16 protein-coding genes and 1 pseudogene are annotated in these 23701 nt (G+C 39.7%); 9 read left to right on the forward strand and 8 right to left on the reverse strand.

What is annotated here, in order from left to right; all coding sequences use genetic code 11:
- Both pgi and H4J54_RS02220 read left to right on the forward strand, forming a co-directional pair.
- Positions 1–249, forward strand: a pseudogene (gene pgi / locus H4J54_RS02215) (glucose-6-phosphate isomerase); the annotation flags it as partial.
- An 861-nt stretch (positions 250–1110) separates the two neighbouring features.
- Complete coding sequence (locus H4J54_RS02220) at positions 1111–3144, forward strand: methyl-accepting chemotaxis protein (RefSeq protein ID WP_182189202.1); 2034 nt, start codon at positions 1111–1113, stop codon at positions 3142–3144.
- 141 nt (positions 3145–3285) lie between these two features.
- On the opposite strand, the gene H4J54_RS02225 is transcribed toward H4J54_RS02220, so the two are convergent.
- Positions 3286–3831 (reverse strand): VF530 family DNA-binding protein, encoded by a 546-nt coding sequence (locus H4J54_RS02225; RefSeq protein ID WP_182189203.1) that lies wholly within the window; start codon positions 3829–3831, stop codon positions 3286–3288.
- A 287-nt stretch (positions 3832–4118) separates the two neighbouring features.
- On the opposite strand from H4J54_RS02225, the gene H4J54_RS02230 reads away from it, so the two are divergent.
- Positions 4119–4682, forward strand: a complete 564-nt coding sequence (locus tag H4J54_RS02230; RefSeq protein ID WP_182189204.1) for a DUF2780 domain-containing protein — start codon at positions 4119–4121, stop codon at positions 4680–4682.
- A gap of 193 nt (positions 4683–4875) precedes the next feature.
- Here H4J54_RS02230 and H4J54_RS02235 read toward each other — a convergent pair whose 3' ends face one another.
- Complete coding sequence (locus H4J54_RS02235) at positions 4876–5070, reverse strand: helix-turn-helix transcriptional regulator (protein ID WP_182136275.1); 195 nt, start codon at positions 5068–5070, stop codon at positions 4876–4878.
- On the reverse strand, positions 5067–5504 hold the full coding sequence (locus H4J54_RS02240; RefSeq protein WP_259366930.1) for a hypothetical protein: 438 nt from the start codon (positions 5502–5504) through the stop codon (positions 5067–5069). Before H4J54_RS02240 ends, H4J54_RS02235 begins: the two co-directional genes overlap by 4 nt.
- Positions 5505–5880: 376 nt before the next feature.
- Here H4J54_RS02240 and H4J54_RS02245 point away from each other — a divergent pair, with 376 nt between their 5' ends.
- Positions 5881–7479 (forward strand): FGGY-family carbohydrate kinase, encoded by a 1599-nt coding sequence (locus H4J54_RS02245; RefSeq protein WP_182189205.1) that lies wholly within the window; start codon positions 5881–5883, stop codon positions 7477–7479.
- A gap of 81 nt (positions 7480–7560) precedes the next feature.
- Here the strand turns inward: H4J54_RS02245 and H4J54_RS02250 are convergent, their stop codons facing one another.
- The 4 genes from H4J54_RS02250 to H4J54_RS02265 all read right to left on the reverse strand — a co-directional run bounded on the left by H4J54_RS02250 (position 7561) and on the right by H4J54_RS02265 (position 12758).
- Positions 7561–9201: a di-heme oxidoredictase family protein gene (locus tag H4J54_RS02250; RefSeq protein WP_182189206.1), complete on the reverse strand. Its 1641-nt coding sequence runs from the start codon at positions 9199–9201 to the stop codon at positions 7561–7563.
- Between the two features lie 130 nt (positions 9202–9331).
- Positions 9332–10483, reverse strand: coding sequence for an imelysin family protein (locus tag H4J54_RS02255; RefSeq protein WP_182189207.1), 1152 nt, complete (start codon positions 10481–10483; stop codon positions 9332–9334).
- Between the two features lie 95 nt (positions 10484–10578).
- The gene (locus H4J54_RS02260; protein WP_182189208.1) at positions 10579–11934 is read right to left on the reverse strand and encodes a hypothetical protein; all 1356 of its coding nucleotides are present in this window, start codon (positions 11932–11934) and stop codon (positions 10579–10581) included.
- A gap of 455 nt (positions 11935–12389) precedes the next feature.
- Positions 12390–12758 (reverse strand): VOC family protein, encoded by a 369-nt coding sequence (locus H4J54_RS02265; protein ID WP_182189209.1) that lies wholly within the window; start codon positions 12756–12758, stop codon positions 12390–12392.
- Positions 12759–13098: 340 nt separating this feature from the next.
- Here H4J54_RS02265 and sbcD point away from each other — a divergent pair, with 340 nt between their 5' ends.
- The 4 genes from sbcD (at position 13099) to H4J54_RS02285 (ending at position 21186) form a co-directional block, all read left to right on the forward strand.
- A complete protein-coding gene (gene sbcD / locus H4J54_RS02270) occupies positions 13099–14478 on the forward strand; it encodes an exonuclease subunit SbcD (RefSeq protein ID WP_182189210.1) in 1380 nt (459 codons plus the stop codon).
- Positions 14478–18449 carry an SbcC/MukB-like Walker B domain-containing protein gene (locus H4J54_RS02275; RefSeq protein WP_182189211.1) on the forward strand — a complete coding sequence of 1324 codons (3972 nt, stop codon included), beginning with the start codon at positions 14478–14480 and terminating at the stop codon, positions 18447–18449. Before sbcD ends, H4J54_RS02275 begins: the two co-directional genes overlap by 1 nt.
- Positions 18450–18535: 86 nt before the next feature.
- A complete protein-coding gene (locus H4J54_RS02280) occupies positions 18536–20002 on the forward strand; it encodes an NAD(P)/FAD-dependent oxidoreductase (protein WP_182189212.1) in 1467 nt (488 codons plus the stop codon).
- Between the two features lie 173 nt (positions 20003–20175).
- Positions 20176–21186, forward strand: a complete 1011-nt coding sequence (locus H4J54_RS02285) for an alpha/beta hydrolase (protein WP_182189213.1) — start codon at positions 20176–20178, stop codon at positions 21184–21186.
- A 658-nt stretch (positions 21187–21844) separates the two neighbouring features.
- Here the strand turns inward: H4J54_RS02285 and H4J54_RS02290 are convergent.
- Entirely contained in the window at positions 21845–22609 is a 765-nt protein-coding gene (locus H4J54_RS02290; RefSeq protein WP_182189214.1) for an MBL fold metallo-hydrolase, read from the reverse strand.
- 428 nt (positions 22610–23037) lie between these two features.
- Between H4J54_RS02290 and H4J54_RS02295 the strand changes: the two genes are divergently transcribed.
- On the forward strand, positions 23038–23532 hold the full coding sequence (locus H4J54_RS02295) for a peptidylprolyl isomerase (protein WP_182189215.1): 495 nt from the start codon (positions 23038–23040) through the stop codon (positions 23530–23532).
- The last annotated feature ends 169 nt before the right edge of the window (positions 23533–23701 follow it).

Consider the following 23701-nt stretch of genomic DNA (forward strand, 5'->3'; position numbering starts at 1 on the left):
AGGCCGACTAATACCTTGTTAATGAAGCGAATATCGCCTAAATCGTTAGGCAGTTTAATCGCCTTATATGAACATAAAATATTTGTTCAAGGCATTATTTTACAGGTTTGTTCTTTTGATCAATGGGGCGTTGAGTTGGGTAAAGGCTTAGCTAACGCCATTGTGAAAGAGCTAACAAGCGGCGATATTAACAAGAGCCATGATAGTTCAACCAAAGGCTTACTTGAATATTATTGTTCGGCAAAGTAATCGAATAGAAAAGACTGTTGTAGGACAGGAATGAGCTTGCAGCGGTCATAGATAATGTTCTCATTCAATAACTGTATTTTGCTTTTTTGATCATGAAATTAATCTCAAACCGATTTTTAGAATTGTCCGCTTACATAATGGTTTTCAATTCTGCTGTCGAATGTCTTAGGTCAACTAACGGGTGTACAGTTGACCTCGACCAAAACAAACAATTTTAAAATTTTTATTCCGCTTTGCGCACAAAGTTAGCATTAATAATTTGATGATGAACGACCGCTTTGGTGGCCAAGCGGACTATTGGTTGTGGTGAATTCAATGCGAAATTAGGTCTTCTCGTGGCATAAGTGATCGAAGAGGTTAAATCTAGTAAACACAAGATGTAGTGGTCGGTTGTGCTAAGTGGATAGCCCTTTTATAACTACAGTGGTTATACCCATAATTTGTAGTGCCGACACGGGCTAGTTTATATATCAAGGTGCAAAAATAGCGCAAAATTTTGCTCCGCTCTAATAGCCTTAACGTTGAAAAATTGTGCTCGATTTATGAGTGAACATTGTCAAGGTTGGTCGTATAACAATCGATCAGTTGAAAGTATGTCCACTGAATTAGATTTAATACCAGATAGTAGAGTTCAAATTTTTAAAGCGTTAGATTAGTGTATGCTCTAACTTAGTCTTTAATTATTAAGATAAAAATGGCTAAAAAATAAATTTTAGCTGCATAATAAATCATTCTGTTTTTACTCTTAACTGGTTTGACCACTATTTACATTTGGTTTTAGCGCCTTATAATCGACTATCAATCTAAGTGGTTACCCCTTGATTACCCGAGTATAAAAAATCACTAACGCTAGAGGTATATATGTACAACCTACCATTAACAATAAAACAAAAAATAATAATGGGCTTTAGCACCATAGGAATTTTATTAGTTGCAGGAAGCCTTTTTTTTTATCATTCATTAACTCAAATCAGCAAGGCCAACAGTAATGTTGAGTTATTAGCTGTTCCGGTACAAAAGCAAAGTAGTGCCTTACAAATCAAATTACTTAATATGATAAAAGTAGGTGCTTCAGGTTTCACCCAACAAGATAGTGTTAACTTACTTAAAAGTGAGCAAGCATACGCGAATTTAAATCAAGAGTTTCAATCTGCTGTTACGGTTTTACGCAGTAAAGTAATGGACCAACCTAAAATGCTGCAAGCTTTGCAGCAGGCCGAGGATCATTATCAAGACTACGTTAACCAAAGCGAAACATTTTATTTAGCGAAAAAAAATGTCGCCTCAGCGAATGAAGATTTTGTACTTAACTTGCAATTATTTATTGAAAGTCGTCATCAAGCCAGTAATAAAATGCTTGATCTTGAATTACTTGAACTCCCCGAGAATGCTCAATTACTCGTAGAAATTATTGGCACGGGTGCGCGTATAGACGATATGTTGTTTACGCTAAAAGGCACTATGTCAGGTTTACAGCAAATTTCTGAGCTCGATATTTTGGCTCAACATAAAGATGAGGTAAGTTTTTTAACAGCCAACATTACTAATAACTACAACTTTATGGTGCAACTATTTGACGGTATTGATGATCAGTCTTTACTTGAAGAGTTTGCCATTGAATTTGCTATTATAAATAAGCTATTGGTCGAACCAGGCAGATTATATCAAGACAAAAAACAGGCGCTTGACGATTACATTAATGCAAATAACAGTTATAAGCTGTCAGTAGAAAGCTTTAACGCGACCTACCAGCAATTAACCTTATTGTTATCGCTTGCTGAAGCACGCTTTGATGAATTGCAGCTCACCACAAAAGCAAAAGTTGCCACAGGGGAAAAACTAGCCATATATATGGCGCTTATCTTTGTTGTTTTAGCGGCTTTTATTGCCATAGCGACTACTCGTGCAATGTTAGGCCCTTTAACTAAGGCCAATAAATCATTAGCCTTGATTGCAAAGGGAGATTTAACGCAAAGATTAACCATTAAGAACCAAGATGAATTTGGTGATTTATTCAATAATATCAATAAACTTAGTGACGACTTAACCTCATTGTTGAAAAATATTAGTCAGAATGCTTATTCATTAGACAAATCAGCAAAAGTGACCAGTGAGCAAAGTCACCGCATCGCCCAATCTACATCAGCACAAATTACCCGAGTGAATGAGGCTAAAAAAATTGCTGAAAAAATGTTTATCAGTTCATCAAATGTTACTGACCAAGCAAATTTGACCGCCAATAACGTTTCAGACGCTTCAAAACATAGCGTTGAAGTGCACACTATTGCTGACGATAACAGCAAGCGTATTGATTTATTGTCAACCAGTTTAAGTGACTCAGTTGCCGTCATGGCACGTTTAAGTAAGCATAGCGATAGCATTGGCGGCATTTTAGATACCATAGGTAGTATTGCTGACCAAACCAATTTATTGGCATTAAATGCGGCAATTGAAGCAGCAAGGGCAGGTGAGCACGGTCGAGGTTTTGCGGTTGTAGCCGATGAGGTTAGATCATTAGCGTCTCGTACACAGGCATCCACAGCTGAGATTCAACAAATGATTAATGCCCTGCAAAAAGAAACAAAAACAGCGGAAATCGCTATTTTTCAAGGGCAAAGTCAGGCGACTGAATGTGCTTCGAAAAGCCAAGAGTTAAGCCATGGCATCAAACAAATTGACACTGCACTGCATACCATTGATGAAATGAGTAAAAGCATTAGCATAGCGTCGAATGAACAACTTGTTTTTAGTCAAGATATTGAAGTCACTATGACTGCAGCGGCAGAAGCAGCAACACATAATGCGGCAGAGTCACAAGATTTATCGAATCGAAGCGATGAGGTAAATAAATTGGCAGGTTCGTTAACTGATTCAGTAGCACGATTTAAGCTTTAAGGCTTAGATCTTAAGACTTAGGTTTTAAGGCTTAGGTTTTAAGGCTTGGATTCTAAGTTAGGCAAGATAAAAAACAAGACAAAAAAGCCCTAAATAGCGCAAGTTATTTAGGGCTTTTTTTAAGCGATAAAAATATCATGACTATCTAGGTGCATCAGAATAAGGGTCAAATGACTTGTTCTCATTTGAACTTTTATTTGAACTACTACTTGAGCTAGTTTCGCCACGGTTATGACTTGATTTATCACTCACACTAGGGCGACTGCTTTCGCGCTTATGCTCAGGTTTATAAGCTTTTTTATCTTCAGGTTTAGCACGATGAGTCTCTTTAAAACTATCTTTGCTTAGCGGTATAATCGCTTCACCCCGAACCAATACTTTTGGTTTTTTAGCTTTGATATGTAACGGAATAACCCGTTGGCGCGGTGGCGTTTCGAATTCATCTTCACCGGCTTCTGGTAAGTTTTTATAATCATAGAGATAAAAACGTTCAAGCTTCTCTCTTGCCCACTCAGTTTTACGCAAAAACTTTAAACTTGAAGCTATGCTTGGATTACTTTTGAAGCAATTAATGCGCGTGTACTCAGCCAAAATATCAAAGCCATAGTGGCTGACTAATTCGTTTAGTAGCGTGTCTAATTTTAATCCATGTAAAGGATTGTGTAATTGTTCGTTTTCTTGACTCATATTTTGACTTATTTTTATCCTACTTATTACCATTATATACCCAAATCACCTTAAGATGCTTGTTTCAGTGGGAATTAAAAATGATTTAGGCACAGCTTTTAGTTCCCGGCAAAGCTAAGTACCGACATCTTAAACTTGATGCTGGCTTTGCAGCCAAAGGTTATGGGTTTCAGCTGTTATTTTAGTTGTCATGGCATTGTAATCATAAAGCGGTATATGCAGTTCTGCTTTATGTTGTATAATTATTTTTACGCCTGATTAACTTCTTTATAAAATGGATATTTGACATGAAAAAACTAATCGTACTTTTAACTATTTCAACGTTAAGTAGCTCGGCTATCGGGCAAGAAACAAGCTGGTTTGAAAGCTTAAAAAATCTTGTTGGATTAGGTGATACACCTGAGCAAAGTGTAGCCTCAAAGACTCCCGCTAAGCAAGGCACTGATGGATTGGTTGATATGTTAACTCGCTCATTAAATGTTAATGCAAACCAAGCCGCTGGTGGTATGGGCGCTATTTTTAATTATGTTAAAGGTAATGTCTCAACTGAGCAATTTAGCCAATTGGCTAACTCAATACCGGGTGTTGAAGGGTTGGTTAGTCAAATGCCTGATATGAGTAAACTTAACTCAGGTGCTAGCGATGGCTTAGGTGGATTACTTGAGCAAGCATCACAATACAGTGATTCGTTAAAATCGATTAATCATGTTAAAAAACAATTTGAAGCTTTAGGGTTAAAGCCTGAAATGATCAGTAATTTTATTACTACTGCGCAAAGCTACTTGGACACAGAACAAGGGCAACAAGCAAAAAAAATACTCACTGACGGTTTAGGTAAACTGTTAGGCTAATTGACATTTTTTTAGCTAGCCAAAGGCTTATTTTTCATGATGGGTAAGCGGTTTATTCAGCCGCTAAATATCTACTTGAGCTGAAAATAATAATTATTCGCGTCTCGCGACTTGAACTTATGTCCTAACGTTATTGTGAAATGGCATATTGCAGTGACGCGTCTATACTGGCGCCACTGCAATATATTTGCTACTAGCCTTCATCTTGAAAAATTTCTTCAATGCTCAGTTTAAATAACCTGGCGGCTTTAAAAGCCAGTGGTAAACTGGGATCAAACTTACCTTTTTCTATGGCATTGACCGTTTGGCGAGACACCTCTAATGCCTCGGCAAGTTGTGCTTGTGTCCAGTCTCTCTCGGCGCGCAGTACTTTCAGTTTATTTTTCATTGGTATTTTCTATTGCCAATAAAAATGGTAATTATGTGGGTCAATCCCATAAAGATCACCAAATGAGCAATGTCAGCATGGAAAGTTATCAGGTCTAATACATCCAAATTTGAATAGGTTAAGCCAACCACTAAACTAAGTCCTAAGGTAATGCCCATTGCATTGAGTTGAATACGTTGCTGCATTTCATCTAAAGCTTTTATATGCGCTATATTAGCCAACACCATTTTTAAACCTAAGGCTAAATTTAGCAAAACGGCTATCACAGTTAAGCTGATGTTTAAGTCCCATATAAATCGTGGACCAAAATTAGTCAGTGCCATGCTTAATACCCAAGCAGTGCTCCAAAAGCCGAGTTTTGCTGTACTGTTTTTATTTTTCTGCTGCCAAGATTTTGCTTTACTGATTATTTCATTATTTTTGTCTGTCATCATGTTGACTCCTATGTCGACATTGCTTTACTAAAGGTTAAGTTAACTTTACATATTGAATATAAGTGGTGATGTCCTTTATGTCAAGCTTAGTTTACTTTTAGTCTTGTAGGTTTGACTTTTATGAGTCAGAGGTTTATGTTTTTGCTTGACGGCGTTGGCAAAAATTGGCTTAGTGACAATATTTAGCAACAATATTTAGCAACAAATACAGACCTAGCAAAATCCAGGTGAACTATTCCGGCAGGTTAACCTGCTGTGTTCGTCTTATTCATCGTGATGTTATTAAAATAACAATAAAAAAGTAGTCGATATTTAACCCTAGGGCAAAATTCGTTTAATTTGCTGAAGCTTGAAATTATATTGGTATAAGTGACATATGACAGAAAGTAGCGCAACAAAAAGCACAAAAAACCCGACAAGTGATTTGATTTTAAGTATCGACAATGGCACGCAAAGTGTTCGTGCCTTGTTATTTGATCTACAGGGCAATCTAGTGGCTAAAAGCCGTATTGAGCTGCAAGCCTATTTTTCTAAAAAACCGGGTTGGGCTGAACAAGAGGCTGATTATTTTTGGCAAATGCTAGGGCAGTGTTGTCAGCAACTTTGGCAGCAAAGCGAAGTTATTGAACACGGCTATCGCGAGAAAGTGATTGGCGTTACTGTCACCACACAGCGTGGCACCGTGATTAACTTGGACAAAAATGGCCACGCCTTACGGCCGGCTATTTTGTGGCTTGATCAGCGCTTATGCCAAAAAAATAAGCTTATGCCTTGGTATTGGCGCGTCGGATTTATCCTGATAGGTCAAAGTAAAGTGGTTGATTATTTTCGTCGTAAATCACCAGCCAATTGGCTTGAGCAATATCAGCCTGAAGTGTGGCAAAAGACCGATAAATTATTATTATTATCAGGTTTTTTAAGTTACAAATTAACCGGTCAATTTAAAGACTCGGTTGGCAGTATTGTGGGTTATTTGCCATTTAATTATAAAAAACAAAACTGGGCACACCCGTGGGACTGGAAATGGCATGCTTTACCCGTGAAACGCTCAATGTTACCGAGTTTAGTCAAACCCGGTGAGGTGCTGGGTGAGATCACCCCTGACGCCGCCGCTCATACGGGTTTAAAAGTAGGCACCTTATTAATTGCCTCAGCGTCTGATAAAGCCTGTGAAGTATTAGGGTCGGGTTGTATTAACCCAGACACCGCCAGTTTGAGTTATGGCACGACGGCCACCATTAATACCAACAACACTAACTATGTTGAACCTCAAGCTTTTATCCCGCCTTATCCTTCAGCCCTTCCCGATAACTTTAATAGCGAAGTGATGATCTATCGTGGCTTTTGGATGGTGAATTGGTTTAAGCAAGAATTTGGTCAAAATGAAATAGATAAAGCGCAAACTTTAGGGGTCAGCGCGGAAAGTTTATTTGATCAATTAGTCGCGCAAGTACCGCCAGGGTCGATGGGGTTAATGTTGCAACCTTATTGGTCGCCAGGGCTAAAAAACCTTGAAGCTAAAGGCGCTATTATTGGTTTTGGTGACGTGCATACTCGTGCCCATATTTATCGCTCAATTTTAGAAGGCTTAGCTTACGCACTCAGAGAAGGGCAAGAAAACTTAGAAAAACGTCAAAAATGTAAAATAATCCAATTAGTGGTTTCAGGTGGAGGCTCGCAGTCAGATGCCGCCTTACAACTTACCGCTGATATTTTTAATTTACCTGTACACCGGCCACATACTTTTGAAACCTCAGGGCTAGGCGCCGCCATTAATGTTGCCGTAGGTCTGGACTATTTTGCAAACTACCAACAAGCGACTACTGCGATGACCCGGCTCGAGCAAACTTTTTTACCCAACCAAGCTAATGTAAAGCTGTATAATAAATTATATCAGCAGGTCTATCGAAAAATGTATCGGCAATTAAAACCTATTTATCAAAATATTAAAAAAATAACCGGTTATCCTGAGTAATCCAATAGTTGTGTGCTCAAGTGAGTGCGGTTCATCGTTAACAGGAACAGCACGCTTGATTAAAGTGGCCACGGTTAGTTTTTACAATGACATCACAAAAGCAACAAGTGATACCCGTTCAGCTTCGGTTAATGCCATAAAAGCGCTTTTACTCGATTGTGCTTCGCCACCATGCCATAAAATAGCTTCCTCGATATTACTTGCTCTACCGTCATGCAGAAAACCTGCTGCAGGATTAACCGTTTTAGTCAATCCTATGCCCCATAACGGTCGAGTTTTCCACTCTTTACCTGAAGCCATAAAATCGCGTCGATTATCGGCCAGTCCTTCGCCCATATCGTGGAGTAACATATCGGTAAACGGATAAATAGTTTGACCTTTCAATGCCTCAGGAGCAACCCGACCACCTATCAATACATCGCCGACTTCAGTGGTAAACTTTGGGGTATGACAACCCGTGCAATTAACTTGTTGAAATAATATTGCGCCGCTTAATACGCTTTCATTGTTAATGTTACGTCGCGAGGGCACAGCTAAGGTTTCCGCATAAAATACCAGGTCATCTGAAAAAATTGCTGATGCTTCGGTTTGACCAAACTCATCAATACCGGTATCAATAAAGCCTGTTCGCGCTAAATAGCTTTCATGCATAATGGAGTTGGCGATGCTCTCTTCTGGAAATAACGGGTTGGTAATGCCCATATCGCCATGGAGTGCCGCAAGTGATTGTACGCGCACACTTGGTGTGTTGGCTTTCCAGCCAAAGCGTCCTAAGGAAACCGGTCGTTGTTCACCACGTTGGCTTTTGATGGCGTCGAAAACCCAGTTAGCACGCCCAGAAATGCCATCTTCATCCGCGTCGTGCTCATCGCCAAGCGCTAATATATCGTCTTGGGCTATGAGCTCAAGCAATCCTAAACCAAAAATAGGCATGCCGTTTCTTGGGCTATAGCGAACATTACTTTGCAAAAGGGCGCTGTTGAAACTATTTTCAGTACTAACATCGTAGGGGGCTTCAATTTCAAACACAGGCTTTTGCAATGTCACCGTTGCACCGTCAGGATAAGTAACGCTTGTATAGTCGAATGATAAGAAAACATTCGCTTGTCCAATAAAGGGGTTAACTTGCCAATCATCACGGGCTTTGAGCACACCGCGATGAAATAATTGTCTACCAAAGCCGTTAACGGGAGTGTTTTGACAATAATTATTAGCCGCTAATGGCGCGTCACATTGACCATCTTCAAGGCTAATGCGCAGGAATATACCGGCATTAGCACCAAGCAGTAGTCGCTGCGCTTTAACCGGCACAGTTAATGTCGCTGGGCGGCCATCTCTTTGATGGCAAGAGTTACAATCTTGGTTATTAAATACAGGTCCTAACCCATCGAGATTTGGGTGTGCATTGTTTGGCGCTGTGGTAAATGACGTTTCAAAATGCGCATCTCCTGCCAAGTGTCTAGCTAATTCAGACTCGGTTAACCTTGCTATAGGGGTTGAAAAACCATGACCGGAATCACTGGCATTTTCTGCTGTCGCGTTACCCGCTAATAAACGTACATGAGCGTAATCAGGGTAAGTAAGGTCTGGCTTTGTTATGGGTGCGGCGCTGCTTTTAGCACTGTCACCGCCGCAGCTGGTCAGTAAGAGCGCTAGCAATAGCGTGAAACACGCAAAGATAAATTTCGAATTTAGTTTTTTTATCTGCTTGATTATTATCATTTATGTTAACTTTTAATGCGTTTTATAAATCGGCTAAAAAGGCTTTTACACAGGAGAGTCTTGCTGACGCGGCCTATTTTAAATGGCAACAAAACTCTCTGTATTACTGTCAATTTAAATAGTACAGCGTTTAGTTTGCATGCCATTGTGCTAGCAGCGGTAATACATCACGTTCGAATGAGGTTTGAACTAGCGATAGAGATTCAATTGCACTTTGTATTCTTAAACGGGCATCTGCGTCGTTAATTGCTTGCCTAAAGGGTAAGTTATGTTCTCCTTTAATGGCTTGTATGGCGGTGAGGGCATCATTAATTTGGTTATTCATCCTGCTTGCTAATTCACTGTCAGCGGCTGCGACAAAGTCGATAATGCCTTGTTTATCTGCACCATTGATAAATTCACCGCGAAAGACATTTTGAACGCCTTGAATATTGTCGGCAAAATCGGCTAAAGAATTCCAACTGTATTGTGATTCTACTAATGAAGTATCCGTAGTACTCAAACTTGTGCCAAAAGGCTCGGCTATTTTCCCATTGCCGACTTCATCAATAATGCCAATCATCCCCTGGATTAATTCCTCTATCACACCAAGCTCAGACGCATAAACATTATTGTTCGCCGTTAAGAGTAACTCTTTGTAGGCAGGTGAGTTGCTATCACTTGGATCATAAGAAACTGTCCAAGCATCCGCTAAAGACTGAGCATACTCGTTAAACACTTCAGCCGTTGCCACTAAATATTCACGCTCAAGCGAGGTCATTTCACTGATCGTTTTCTCATTGTCTGTTAGACCATCACCAAACAGTAAAAACTCCATGGTGTGAAAGCCTTGTACGTCATCATTAAATAATTTAACTTGCTCGGCAGTAAAACCTGACTGAGATGCTAATAACGCTTGTAAGTCGCTAGTATTTAATGGCCAGGTATCTAAATGTGGGTCGATTGAGAGTGCATCTACGGGACCAAAAATATGAGCTTCACCTTGCTCCCATGGTATTCGGACATCACGCCAAGCTTGTTGTGCTGCAGCCAAGTTTTCAGCAGTAGGGGAGTTGAATAAGGTTAAGGTTGCTAAATGGTATTTGTTGGCTTCAGTGCTTAATGACAAATAACCCGCCACAATCACGTCATTGGTTAAATTTGTGATCATTTCAGTCGCACTGAAAGTAAAGCTGTTATTAATTACCGGCGCTTCTCTTACCGCTTCCGATGATGAACCACCACAAGCCGATAAAATAATTGCGGATAAAGTTGCGGCGACCAAAGATTTTTTTACGTACATGTTTATGTCCTTTTAAAGTTTAAAATTATTATTCTGTGACTTTTGCTTAATGTGACTCTTTTAATTTGAGTGATATCGATGCGCTTATGATGCGTTTATATAGTGAAGAAATAGCCCAGAGATAGAGCCACTGAGTGCGTGTTATCAAGATTTTCTTGAGCATATTGCTGCTCGGAAATTTGTACTTTGAAAACCAACTCTGGAATAGGGTAATAATTAATGCCGGCTGATAACTCTTGTTTATCAAAGCGAGGAGTAGCGATGCTATTAGCCACTTTTTTGATCGGATTAGCATAATCAAAAGCAGCAAAAATTTGCAGTGGTGATGACAAACCTAAAAGTCCTTGCGCGTTATAACCTAATTCAACAAAAGCCGATTCAGCTTCGCTACCCACTTGAGAGAAATTTCCTGGCTTTAAGCCGGGCGTAGTTTTATTTGCTAAAGTAATCGCTTCACTGTCTTCTAACTGGCCAAATAAGTACTGTCCTCTTGCTAACCAGTTACCTGCGCTCCACGCTCCATGCACACCAAAAATTTGTAAATTACCGTCGCCGGCAATATTGTTCTGGTTATTACGATTATCTGTGGTATTGCTGGTGTAATAACTTAATCCAATGCCCTTATCTTTTTTGACATCGCCATAATCAAGGCGAAAGGTGAGCGCTAAATCATCAGAGTTAACTTGTTCAAAGCGTTTCTGATGGCCAGTAGCCGCCCATTGATAAGTTCGAAAATATTCTGAATTTAACCCCGTGGTTAATAGCGCTTGTGCGGTAAAATCCTGCCAATGAGTGATGACATTAACCCCGGTTTCATTCCAAGTTTGTGGGATCATGGTGGACTCACTCCAATGACGCTCGGTGGTCATATATTGGTGAGGTTGATGTAAGTCTGTGCCCAAACCGACAGGAACAAAAATGCGACCCATTTTTACCGCCAGATATTGATTAGCTTGATAACGCACTTGCAGCTTTTCAACCACCACTTCACCGCCAGCCTCTATCTCATTTTCAAATTCGCCAAATTCTTCAAAGCCATCGTATTCAAGTGTTACACCTGTACCGCCATGTTCATACTCAAGCTCTAGCTCGACTTGCCATTTCGGCGTGAAATCGTAAACCAATTCAAGTACAACTCTTTCTAGGTCCGTACTCGCGCGCCTGCTTGGATCTAAATCTTGGGTATTTCTAAATACTTGCTCATTTTTATATCTCACACTGCCATAAGACTTTATTTGCCAGTTTTTATCTAGCGACAAGGTTTGATCTGCTGTATTCATTGCTAACATGGCGTCAGATTGCGACTTTAAAGCCTTAAGCTGAAGTTCAATGTCAGCAATTTTCTGTTGTTGTGCTAATAAGTCTTCTCCAGCGAGCGTTATGCTTTGTTGTTCATCAGCCAATGCCGCAGTGCTTACTAAAAACATCACTAATATGTTGGAAATCTTCATAAATAAACCTAAATGGTAATGATAACTAATTGTATTTGGTGGAAGTGTAATAACATATTAATATAAATGCAAATGATAATTAAACTCATTTGTATTTATATTATGGCGAGTTGACTTAATAAAAATAAAGCGAAAACAAGGCATGATGTGAGTTGGAACAAGGTAATAATGGGGGGGTTGTTTTAAAATTAATTTCTCGGTGAGTTGCTTTCATTTTCTGCAGTATTTTATCGAGCAAGCAAGCTTGATATTTCGATGGCGTAATTTTATTACTGTTGCGCAAATTATCTTGCATCATCTCTACTGTCGAGGTTGTGCAGCGCAATCAAGATTTTATGGCGAGAGCCGGCTAGCCGACTATGATTTTGGCTAGGTGCCGACTATGATTTTGGCTAGGTTATGACATGATTGATGATTTCAAGTCAATTTATCCGCTGAGAGTAACCATTTTACTATTAAGGTGTATTGCTATGTAGTGCAATACGGTTGCCTTCTGAGTCATGAATAATAGCGCGAAAGCCATGTCCTCCGATGGATAATTTGTCTTCAACTAGTCGACCACCATGCATTTCTGATTGTTTAATGGCGTCGTCAAGTCGGCCATTAACATTAAAATAAATTAGTGGCCCAGAGGTAAATATTTGTTCAGGCGCTGAGGGTACTAAACATCCGGAAACATTGGTTTGAGCATGCGGCAATATACCTATGGTGAAATGCTCAAAGGCTTCTTTTTTCACCTGGCCATTCAGTAGGGCGCTATAAAATTCAATAGCGCGGGTTAAATCTATCACCGGAATATCTACCCAAACAATTTGATTCTCCATGACATTTTCCTTTGTTATTTATGGTGTTCATATCGAACAAGGACGACCTTGACATAAGTATAGTTGAGTAATTTAATTAGCCACATCGAGAAAGTGTTCATTTAATTATCGTACTGTTTACAAGCAGGAAAGCATGAGAAAGGAATGAGTAGAGATTTAAAAATTTAAGAGCAGTAGATCAGCTGATATTTTACTTCTCCTGAAGTCCCCATTCCTTTCTCCCTATGAATTATTTTATTATGGTACTTTTTACAGGTTTTTCTACTGGCTAGTAGCAAGCTTGGTAGAGAGTGGGTAGAATAATTGCTTTGGTTTTTATGACTTTGGCGTGCACTACATTATGCGAATTATTCACACTTCTGACTGGCACTTAGGCCAACATTTTTATGGCAAAAGTCGCGCACCTGAACATCAGCAATTCTTAAATTGGTTAATTGAACAATCAAAAAGCCAGCAGATTGACGCTATTATTGTCGCGGGTGATATTTTTGATACCGGCACACCACCAAGTTATGCCCGTGAGATGTATTTTGATTTTATTGCTAAGTTGCATCAAACACATTGCCAATTAGTGGTGCTGGCGGGCAATCATGACTCAGTTGCTATGCTCACAGAGTCGCAAAAAATATTGCAGCAATTGTCAACACGAGTTATTTCTGCCGTGAGCAATAATATGGCCGAGCAAGTTTTTGTGCTTAACAGCCTCAAAACTGAGCAGCAAGCGGTGATTTGCGCTATTCCATTTATTCGACCGCGCGATATTGTTAAAAGCTACGCTGGGCAATCGGCCAATGAAAAGCAACGTTCATTGCAGCAAGCTATTACTGAACATTATCAAGGCTTATTTGAACAAGCGCAGGGCTTATCGCAGCTTAATCAAGCTGATGGCACCCGCTTACCTATTATTGCCACAGGGCATTTAACCACCATTGGCGCATCAACGAGTGAGTCGGTGCGTGATATTTATATTGGCACCTTAGAAGCCTTTCCCGCCAGTGAATTTCCGGCGGCTGACTACATAGCTTTAGGCCATATCCATCGACCACAAAAAGTGACCAAGAGTGAGCATATTCGTTATAGCGGCTCACCCATCGCATTAAGTTTTGATGAAGCTAATACCCAAAAAAGTATTGTTATTGCACAATTTAAGGCCGGAGAGCTTAGCAATGTCGAGCTATGCAAGGTGCCATGCTTTCAACCTTTGGCGATGGTAAAAACACATTTAGAAACCTTAACTGAAGATATTTCTGCTGTTGTTGAATCTAAAACATTAGAATCAAAAAATGCAGAATCGGAAAATACGGACTTAAAAAATATAGGTTCACAAAATAGTCAGGCTGAAAAGCAAGATAAAATTTGGCTTGATATTGAAATTGAAAGTGCAGAATATTTACTAGATTTAAGCGCCAGAATTGAGCAAATAGTCAAAGAAATGCCTGTTGAAGTGTTACTCGTTAGGCGCAGTAAAAAAGCGCGTCAACAAATGCCCAGTCATGAGAAGAAAGTCACCTTAAGTGAATTAAGTGTTCAAGAAGTATTTGACGCGCGCATGGCGCTAGAACCTTGGGATAGTGACGAGCAGCAGCAACGTAAAACGCGCTTAAATAGTTTATACCTTACTATTGCAGAACAAACGCAACGGGCTAACTCAAGTAAGCAATCGCTTTCAGAGCACAGCGAAGCACATAGTGGCTCGACCAGTAAAACGGAGCAAAAATAATGAAAATATTATCGCTACGCTTTGAAAATATCAATTCTTTGAAAGGTCATTGGAAAATTGACTTTACTCAGTCACCCTTTGACACCAGTGCGCTTTTTGCCATTATTGGCCCCACCGGCGCAGGAAAAACCACCATACTCGATGCCATGTGTTTGGCGTTATATCACCAAACACCACGACTGACTATTTCAGATAAACAAAACCAGTTAATGACCCGCCATACCGCGAGTTGTTTAGCTGAGGTTGAATTTGAAGTTAAAGGTCAAGCCTATAGAGCCTTTTGGAGTCAACGCCGAGCTAAAAACAGTGTCGAAGGTAATCTACAAAAACCGACTGCCGAGTTAGCAAAGTTAATCACTACAGGTGAATTTAATAGCGAAGGTGACAGTGATATAGCCGCGGGTGAAGCCGAAGTTATTGCCACTAAAGTCTCTGATATTCGAACAGAAATAGCGCGATTAACCGGTTTGGATTTTTCTCGCTTTAGAAAATCTATGATGCTGTCGCAAGGGGAGTTTGCCGCCTTTTTAAATGCCCCCGCCAATGAACGTGCCGATTTATTAGAAGAGCTAACGGGTAGTGAAATTTATGGCGACATTTCAAAAGCGGTATTTGAACAACATAAAGAGGCCAGTAACGAGTTAAAATTATTGCAGGCTAAAAGCACCGGCATGCAATTATTAAGCGCCGAGCAACAACAGCAAATTAATGCTGAGCTAAACAAGGTAACTTTGCAGCAGCAACCTTTTGAAGCACAAATAGCCCATTGGCAGCAAATTCGCAGTTGGTTAATAAATGTGCAGCAAGCCAATAAACAAAAATTACTTGCTGAGCAACAACAAGCATCAGCAGAGCAAAAACAGCTCCACCATGCTACAGAGTTACAAGCGTTAGCTTTGTCAGGGCCGGCTGAAAATTTACGTGTTGATTACCAACAGCACAATTATGTTAATCAACAGCTTGTTGAGCTTAATGAGCAAGCTAGCTTGCTTGAGGTGGATGTTAAAGACAGTAAAAGCCATGTTGAACATGCTGAGCAATCACTGACAGATTTTTTGTTATCTCATGAAAAGCTGCTTGCCGAGCAAGATAAAACTGAGCAGTTAATTGTTGAAAAAGTGCTACCACTGGATAGCAAAATTAGTCAACTAACCGAGCAAAAAATTCAACAAAGTGCACGAGCAAGTGCCGCCAACGAAGCGCTAACGCAAGCAACAGAGCAAAGCGCACAGTTAAGCAAACAACAGCAATTGCAGCGAGATAAAATCAGCCAAGCGCAAGTCATTATTGAGCAACAAGGGCATTTGGCGACATTGCCTGAGCATTTGCCATTATGGCGCAATATATTGGCTCAAATGGTTAATGAAAAACAGCTTAGTTTTGAGTTGATCACACAAGATAAAAACTGGCAAACACAAGCTAACTTATTGGCGAATGAACTGACTAAAGAGCAAGAGCAATTAGTTGAACTTGAAGCTGAATGTAAACAACAGCAAGCAAGCCTTAGTACGAAAGAGCAGGATATAACCCAGCTATTACAGCAAGTTCAGTGTCAAAATGAGCAAGCACTCAGTCAGCATTTGCATAGCATGCAAGCCACTATTAATGAGCAAGCACAAGCGCTACTTAATGCCCAACGCTACCAGACCCTAAGCGCTGAATTGCATGATATTGATAAAACACTTAACACAGACACTCAACAATTAAGCCGCTTAGCTGAGCAATTAGCGCCTTTGCGTGAACATTATAAACGGCAAAAAACGGCCTTGATTGATGTGCAGTTAATTGTCGAGCAACAAAAAACTATTATGTCGCTTAGTGCCCATAGAGCAAACTTGCATGCCGATGAAGCATGTCCGTTATGTGGCTCAGAGCAACACCCGGCCATTGCTGATTATCAAGCGCTAAGTGATGATTCAGTGGAAAGTGAACATCAGCAGCGCTTAAAACAACTCACTATTGACTTAGAACAACTTGAACTTCAAGGGAAAAACTTATCTTCAGAGCAAGATCGCTTAAAAGAAAGGTTTAACTTAGTCACTGAAAATAAAGCAATAAAACAACAAGAACAGCAGTATTTAACTCAGCATTGGTTAGCGCAGCGTGAGTTATTAAACATGGCTGTTGAATTATCAGCATTTGAGCAAATAACAGCAGACATACAAGCACGGCGACAAAATTTTGAACAGTTAAATAATGTTAATAACCAATTGCAGCAATTAAAACAAGGGCAGCAACAGCAAGCTGAATTAGTTTCGAGGCTAGAAAAGCAGTTAGTTAACTTAGTGAACTTGAGCCAAAATAAAACGCTGCAGTTAAATCAACTGCAACAACAAATCGTGCAAAATAAGCAAAATCTTATCGATAAACTTACGCAAATAACGCAAGAATGGCAAAAGTTAACGGTGTTTATGCAAAGGTGTCAGTTAGTTATGCCAGCATGCTTTGCTGTTTTTAATCAAGCCAATACAGACACTGAGAGTGATACGGGTATCGTCGATGTTAACGTATCCAACAATATTATTACGGCTGACAATTTTGTTGATCTTGTGTCATTACAACAAGCTTGGATAAATGAACTTGAGCAACAAAGTCATGCTTATCAAACCGCCTTGTCTGCCGTGGCGACAGATCATGAACAACTGCAACAAGTACAACAACAACTAGCGGTAATGCACAGTAAAATTGAACAACTGAGTGTGTCTGAGCAAAGCATAACAGCGGATTTAAGTTTGCTAGAAAAACAGCATAATGACGCTAAAGTGCAGCGCGAAAGCTTATTTGCCGCTCAAGATGTTCAACAAATACGCCAGCAATTAAAACAACAGCAACAAGCGCAAGAACAGCTACTTGTTAAGTGGCAAAATGGGGTTAATGAGCAGAAAAATCGCCAACAAAATATTGCGGGTAAGCTAAACGGCAATGTTGAAGCGATCAAGCGTTTAATGCCACAACAGCAAGCGGCCACACAAACTTGGCAAAGGCAATTAGCGGCTAGTGATTTTGACACCGAAGACGACTTTAAAGCGGCATTGTTAACCCAAGAGCAGCGCAACACCTTAAAAGCCCTAGCGTTAACTATTGAGCAACAAAGTCAACAAGCTAAGGCACAACTACAGCAAGTGCAACAACAATTATCACAACTTGGCGAAGATAAAAACCAGCTGCAAGCGCAAACTAAGCAGCTGGTTACCGCTGTTGAAATGGGTGAAAATTCAGCCTGCAATAATGAGCTACTGCTCAAAGATTTAATCTTCAGTGCAAATGTAGCAATAGACGATCACTTAGAGGTTGCTGAGTTTGATAATAAAGCCATTATTTGCTCTAACACCTTAAAAAAATTACAAATACGCCAAGGACAATTAAGCCAACAAATCAGCCAAGACCAACAACAGCGTCATGAACAACAAACACTACTTGATGAAATGCTTAAGCAACAAAATGAACTTGACGACCTTGCTCACCTAAACGGTTTAATTGGCGCGGCTGATGGTGCTAAATTTAGACGTTTCGCCCAAGGCTTAACACTTTCTCATTTGGTTTATCTAGCCAATCAGCAGCTTAATCGCTTGCATGGTCGTTACCAATTACAACGCCAACAATCAGACAACTTAGCATTAGAAGTGCTTGATACTTGGCAAGCAGATAGTGTGCGTGACACTAAAACTTTATCGGGCGGCGAAAGCTTTTTAGTCAGTTTAGCGTTAGCACTGGCTTTATCAGATTTGGTGAGCGCAAAAACGAGTATTGATTCACTATTTCTCGATGAAGGTTTTGGCACCTTAGATAACGACACCTTAGAAATAGCCCTGTCTGCGCTTGATTCATTAAACGCCAGTGGCAAAATGATCGGCGTTATAAGCCATGTTGATGCCTTAAAAAAACGCATTGACGTGCAAATAGAAGTGAAGAAACAAAGCGGCCTGGGTGTCAGTGAATTAGCGGATTGTTATCGCTATCTTGGTGGTTAAAACGGTATTGTTATTAAAGTCAAAGCAGTACTATCTATCAAGCAGAAATAACAATAACCATAAGCATAACAATAACTGAGATGCCCATGAGCCAAGTAAAACGAAATCCGTCAGTTGTCATCGTTGGCGCAGGTATGACCGGCATCTTAATGATCATTAAGCTGCGCCAAGCCGGTATTACTGACATTATTGTTTTGGAGAAAAAAGACGCTGTGGGCGGCACATGGCGCGAAAACACCTATCCTGGTGCCGCTTGCGATGTACCGGCTCATATGTACACCTATTCATTTGAAGCCAATCCAAATTGGAGCCGATTTTTTGCCCGTGGACCAGAAATAAAGCAATATTTTGAGCACGTGGCTGACAAATATGATGTGAAGCGCGACATACGCTTTAACGAAGAAGTTACTGACGCAAAATATAATGCAGGTAAATGGACGGTTAAAAGCAGTAAAGATAAGACCTATATTGCTGATTTTATTGTTTGTGCGACCGGTATCCTGCATCACCCTAAATTTCCAGACATTCCCGGCATAGACGACTTCAAAGGTGCTAAGTTTCATACCGCTCAGTGGGATCACAAGGTCAATATATCTGAGGCAACTCGTGTTGGCGTTATCGGTACTGGCTCAACCGCCGCTCAGGCCATCCCAGAGCTGATTAAAACCGGCGCTAAAGTTTCTGTTTTTCAGCGCACACCACAATGGCTAATGCATCTGGCCGATTTTAAGTTTTCAATCACTATGCGAAAACTCATGACTCGCTATCCCGTGATTACAAAAATGCATCGTAATGCAGGGAAATTCTTTTTAGAGCATATTTTTACCAAAGCGGTCACAGGGCACTTTATACAAAAACATTTACTGAATTTTTTATGTCATGCTAACTTAACCTTAAGTATAAAAGATAAAGCCTTACGAGAGAAATTACGACCTAATTATCAAGTAGGCTGTAAGCGCGTAATTATCAACACAACATTTTATAAAGCTATTCAACAGCCTAATGCTGAATTAGTGACTGATGGCATTGAGCAAATTACTGCAACAGGCATTATCACTAAAGACGGTAAACATCATGATGTAGACGTTTTAGTATTGTCGACCGGCTTTAATGCCTTTAATTTTATGCGGCCAATGAATTTAATCGGGCGTAACAATTTACATATCGACACCGCTTGGCAGCATAAAATAAAAGCATACCGGTCAATGATGTTAGCCAATTATCCTAATTTTTTTTTAATGCTAGGGCCAAACACACCCATAGGTAACTTTTCTGTTATTGCCATGAGTGAAGTTCAAAGCGATTACGTGATTAAAATGATCAATAAATGGCGTAAAAATGAATTTGACGAGTTTGAAGCTAAGCAAGAGGCTATTGACGATTTTAATGCTTATGTAAAAGAGGGATTAAAAGGCACAAGTTGGGTAGGTGGCTGCCAAAGTTGGTATTTAGATGCCGATGGCGACCCCATTTTATGGCCATATACTTGGCAGCGATGGGTTGATGAAATGCAAGAGCCGCAGATGGAACACATTGATACCAGATCGTTTTAATCAATAAACTATGGGCGGTTTCATGACTAAAAATAGCGATTATATTAACAGAGCGGTTTATTGCGCTAGCGAGTTAAGTTCTATCTGGCTAGATAAAGGGTTTAATAATAAAGTGTTAAGCCAATAAAGTTTGTGGTTAACTTTGCTAACCTATTATAAAAAGGCGCTTTACTATGCACGATAGCAAGCCACAATTTATACCATCGAAAAGCCCACAACTACAGAGCAAGCAGTTAGAAAAAAAGCAATTAATGGCGGCTAAACTTTTGTCATTCATGCCGGCCCTACATAAGCTAGCGCCAAAAATATTCAGAGCGGTATTTTCATTGTTAGATCGGCTACTTGGTCTTAAAAAAATTGCAATGTATCAAGTTGTTGATTTAAATCTCCCGGTTAGTACCCATAATAGCGGCAACACCAGTATAAAAATTCGTCGTTATTACCCAACAAGCAAAAAGCTTAAAAAAACCCTAGTATATTTTCATGGTGGTGGCTGCGTTATCGGTAGCATTAATAGCCATGATCGATTTTGCCGATATTTAGCCAAGTACGGCAAGATGAATATTATTTCTGTAAATTACCGATTATCGCCAGAATATAAATTTCCCACCCCTATTTGTGATGCCATTGATGCGTGGAATTATATTAATGACCATACTGAAGCACTTAAGATTAATCCCAAACACATAGGGGTTGGCGGCGATAGCGCAGGCGGATACCTTGCCTGTATAATCGGATTGCATTCGCTGCAAACACAGCTACCAGTGCAGGCTAAAGTAAAACCGACATTTCAGTTTTTAATATACCCGATAGTAGATATGCAAGGTTTGACTGGCTCTTACCAAAAATTTAATCAAGATTTAATGTTAACCCGCGATTTGATGGATTACTTTATCAGTCATTATGTTAATACTCCAGATGAAGTGACTTTGGCATTAGTTAGCCCACTGCAAACAAAAAATATTAGCGAGTCACCAGCAAGTTATATATTAACCCTAGGATATGATCCGCTCAGGGATGACGGTATTGCTTATGCAGAACGACTAAACGCTGCAGGTATAAAAACCTATCACGAGCATTATGATGACTGCATGCATGGTTTTATTTCCGTCACTAAGTTAAGTACTCGCGCCATGAAAGCCACTCATAACTTGGCGATGGCATTAAACAAATTTAATGACTAACTGTCGATTTAGTGGGCTTAGAGTTATTGAGCACTAAGCGACTTTGGTTATGAAGGGCCATCTAGTGTCTGGGCGTTATTTGCTGATGTATTTGCTCAAGTATCCGCTTAAGTTATGACCTTAAGCGATCCTCTTAAGGTCTTTCCCCGTTGTGTGAAGTAAACTAGGGGACTATAAAAAGTAATCATAAAAGTAATCATAAAAAGTTAAAATAAAGCTTTACTTTACTAATTGTTAAAGATATATTCTCAACGTTAATTATTCAAATCTAGTCTATTTAACCGATTGTTTATAAAATCGCGTTTTGCCTTTCCCTTTCACAGTTAGTCATCACTTAATTTATTAAGCTTAAATTATTGTCTGATTTTTCGAGTTTTTTATCGCAAAAAGTAGTTATTTTTTCAAATAAAAAAGTTCCACGATACAATAATATAGCTTTTGTTCATGCGTTTAAGCGCACTTTAAAAGAGTTTATTATGTCTTATACATACCAAGGTACGATCTATTCGATCGCCTCACCCGTTCGGTCAATTTCTGTTAACAAAAATAATGTCGCAGTGACTGATAAAAACGGTACAAAACTGATTTCATTTACCAACGTAAACGAGTCAAAATCATTTCTAGCTTGGATTTACCAAAGCTAGAAAGTCAAACCTACTTAACCAGAGTTATTCTTACCTAGTAACACCCGTTTGAGTTTTGTTTTTACTGAACGCCAATGCGTAACAGGTTGAGTTGGTGCTAGCGCTATCAACTGTTGCCATTGCTGTTCAGTTAATTGAACTTTTGCACCATGCGCTAAAAGTACAGATTCAACTTTCAAGGCTTTAATTTTTATCAGAGATTTATGATAGCGATTAGGGTAAAAAACTGGGTAGGGTGGAATAAATTTGCCCCTGACTTTAACCATTAAATCAGCAACATAAATTTGATCACTTATTTGATGATGCAAAGATATATCTCGGTCAGTATGACCTTGGGTAAAGTGCACTTGCCAGTCTTCAAAACCCGGTAAAACCACCTGATCAATAAGATAATAATCCGGTATCAGCGAGCTTGAATAATAGATAAACTTTTTAGCTTTTTTATGGCGACCCGCTACCCATAAAGTCAATAACATATCGGTTAAGTGCATTAACTTACCGTCAACGCCTGAATACCATTGCCCTGGCACATTCGCCGCCGCTATTTTACAACCATATTTTTTACGTAATAGCTTTGCCGCTCCTGCGTGATCTGGGTGCATATGTGTAACGACAATTAAGGCAATATCCGACATCGAACGTTTAAGTTCGTTAATGATAAAGTCTTCTAAAATATCAACATCAGCTCGGCAGCAACCATCAAGCAACAGCAGCTTATCTGGGTACTCGGCGAGATAAATATTTTGAATATAACCATTTAAGCAGTGTAATTTGAGCATAAAAGTGACTACGGTAACTTAGTTGTTATTAAACTACCTTGTTATTGATGAAGTATCAACAGGTTAGACCAGTCTGTGAGTAATTGTTTTATTTTCTGCATTATCAGTATTTAATTGTTTAGTTAAACTTTAATGGTTTAATGAAACTGGAAGGATTTATAGCTTAAAATAAGTAAAATATTAAAGGCATTCAAATGACCAGAAAAAATTAGTTACCCTTCTACCATCGGCTTAACCTAATGCTAAAACGCGAGTGGTAATCTCACTTCAAGGCAGAAAATATAGCTATTGAAATAATTTTGGCTAAGAGCTTAATTCATTCATTCAATTGGTATGACTATTTTGTTAAACTCCTTGGCAAGACTCACGCACAATTTTTTGCCATTTTATGATGGCAGTTTAATGCTAAATACTTGTTTGGAAATAAAATGAAAATTACTGATAAAAGCGTTGTTCAGTTTCACTACATACTTAAAGATGAAACGGGTGCAGAAATAGAAAACTCATATGCTAATGAGCCACTAGCTTACCTACACGGTTACAAAAATATGTTAGTCGGCGTAGAAAACGCTTTAACAGGCAAAGAAACGGGTGATAAATTTTCAGTGACCTTACAGCCTGAAGACGCTTATGGTGAGCGTAAAGAAGACGCTATTCAACGTGTGCCGGTAAAACATATGCAAGGTTTAGCCTCGCCAAGTGCCAAATGGAAAGCGGGCATGACAGCGGTAGTTAACACTGACGATGGTCAACGCCAAGTGACTGTTGTTAAAGCGGGTAAATTTATGGTTACCGTTGATATTAATCCGCCACTAGCGGGTAAAGTACTGACCTTTGATTTAGACGTTACTGACGTACGTGAAGCAACGGCTGAAGAAGTTGAGCATGGTCACGCCCACGGCGCTGGCGGTCATCAACACTAAGCGATGTAATTAACAAAACATCTTAAAAAAGCCGACGTTAAGTCGGCTTTTTTATGCTCAGGACGAGCGGTATGCTGCGATCACATGGATGTGAAAGAGCAGCGATGCTCAGGACGAGCGGTATGCTGCGATCACATGGATGTGAAAGAGCAGCGATGCTCAGGACGAG

The sequence above is a fragment of the Colwellia sp. MB3u-8 genome (assembly GCF_014076985.1).
Classification (GTDB): domain Bacteria; phylum Pseudomonadota; class Gammaproteobacteria; order Enterobacterales; family Alteromonadaceae; genus Cognaticolwellia.

Bases quoted from the DNA above. Each gene is read 5' to 3' on its own strand.
- H4J54_RS02255 (WP_182189207.1), bottom strand. From the start codon at position 10,483: ATGTACGTAAAAAAATCTTTGGTCGCCGCAACTTTATCCGCAATTATT.
- H4J54_RS02225 (WP_182189203.1), bottom strand. From the start codon at position 3,831: ATGAGTCAAGAAAACGAACAATTACACAATCCTTTACATGGATTAAAA.
- sbcD (WP_182189210.1), top strand. From the start codon at position 13,099: ATGCGAATTATTCACACTTCTGACTGGCACTTAGGCCAACATTTTTAT.
- H4J54_RS02245 (WP_182189205.1), top strand. From the start codon at position 5,881: ATGACAGAAAGTAGCGCAACAAAAAGCACAAAAAACCCGACAAGTGAT.
- H4J54_RS02290 (WP_182189214.1), bottom strand. From the start codon at position 22,609: ATGCTCAAATTACACTGCTTAAATGGTTATATTCAAAATATTTATCTC.
- H4J54_RS02250 (WP_182189206.1), bottom strand. From the start codon at position 9,201: ATGATAATAATCAAGCAGATAAAAAAACTAAATTCGAAATTTATCTTT.
- H4J54_RS02230 (WP_182189204.1), top strand. From the start codon at position 4,119: ATGAAAAAACTAATCGTACTTTTAACTATTTCAACGTTAAGTAGCTCG.
- H4J54_RS02295 (WP_182189215.1), top strand. From the start codon at position 23,038: ATGAAAATTACTGATAAAAGCGTTGTTCAGTTTCACTACATACTTAAA.
- H4J54_RS02275 (WP_182189211.1), top strand. From the start codon at position 14,478: ATGAAAATATTATCGCTACGCTTTGAAAATATCAATTCTTTGAAAGGT.
- H4J54_RS02220 (WP_182189202.1), top strand. From the start codon at position 1,111: ATGTACAACCTACCATTAACAATAAAACAAAAAATAATAATGGGCTTT.
- H4J54_RS02265 (WP_182189209.1), bottom strand. From the start codon at position 12,758: ATGGAGAATCAAATTGTTTGGGTAGATATTCCGGTGATAGATTTAACC.
- H4J54_RS02285 (WP_182189213.1), top strand. From the start codon at position 20,176: ATGCACGATAGCAAGCCACAATTTATACCATCGAAAAGCCCACAACTA.
- H4J54_RS02240 (WP_259366930.1), bottom strand. From the start codon at position 5,504: ATGATGACAGACAAAAATAATGAAATAATCAGTAAAGCAAAATCTTGG.
- H4J54_RS02280 (WP_182189212.1), top strand. From the start codon at position 18,536: ATGAGCCAAGTAAAACGAAATCCGTCAGTTGTCATCGTTGGCGCAGGT.
- H4J54_RS02235 (WP_182136275.1), bottom strand. From the start codon at position 5,070: ATGAAAAATAAACTGAAAGTACTGCGCGCCGAGAGAGACTGGACACAA.
- H4J54_RS02260 (WP_182189208.1), bottom strand. From the start codon at position 11,934: ATGAAGATTTCCAACATATTAGTGATGTTTTTAGTAAGCACTGCGGCA.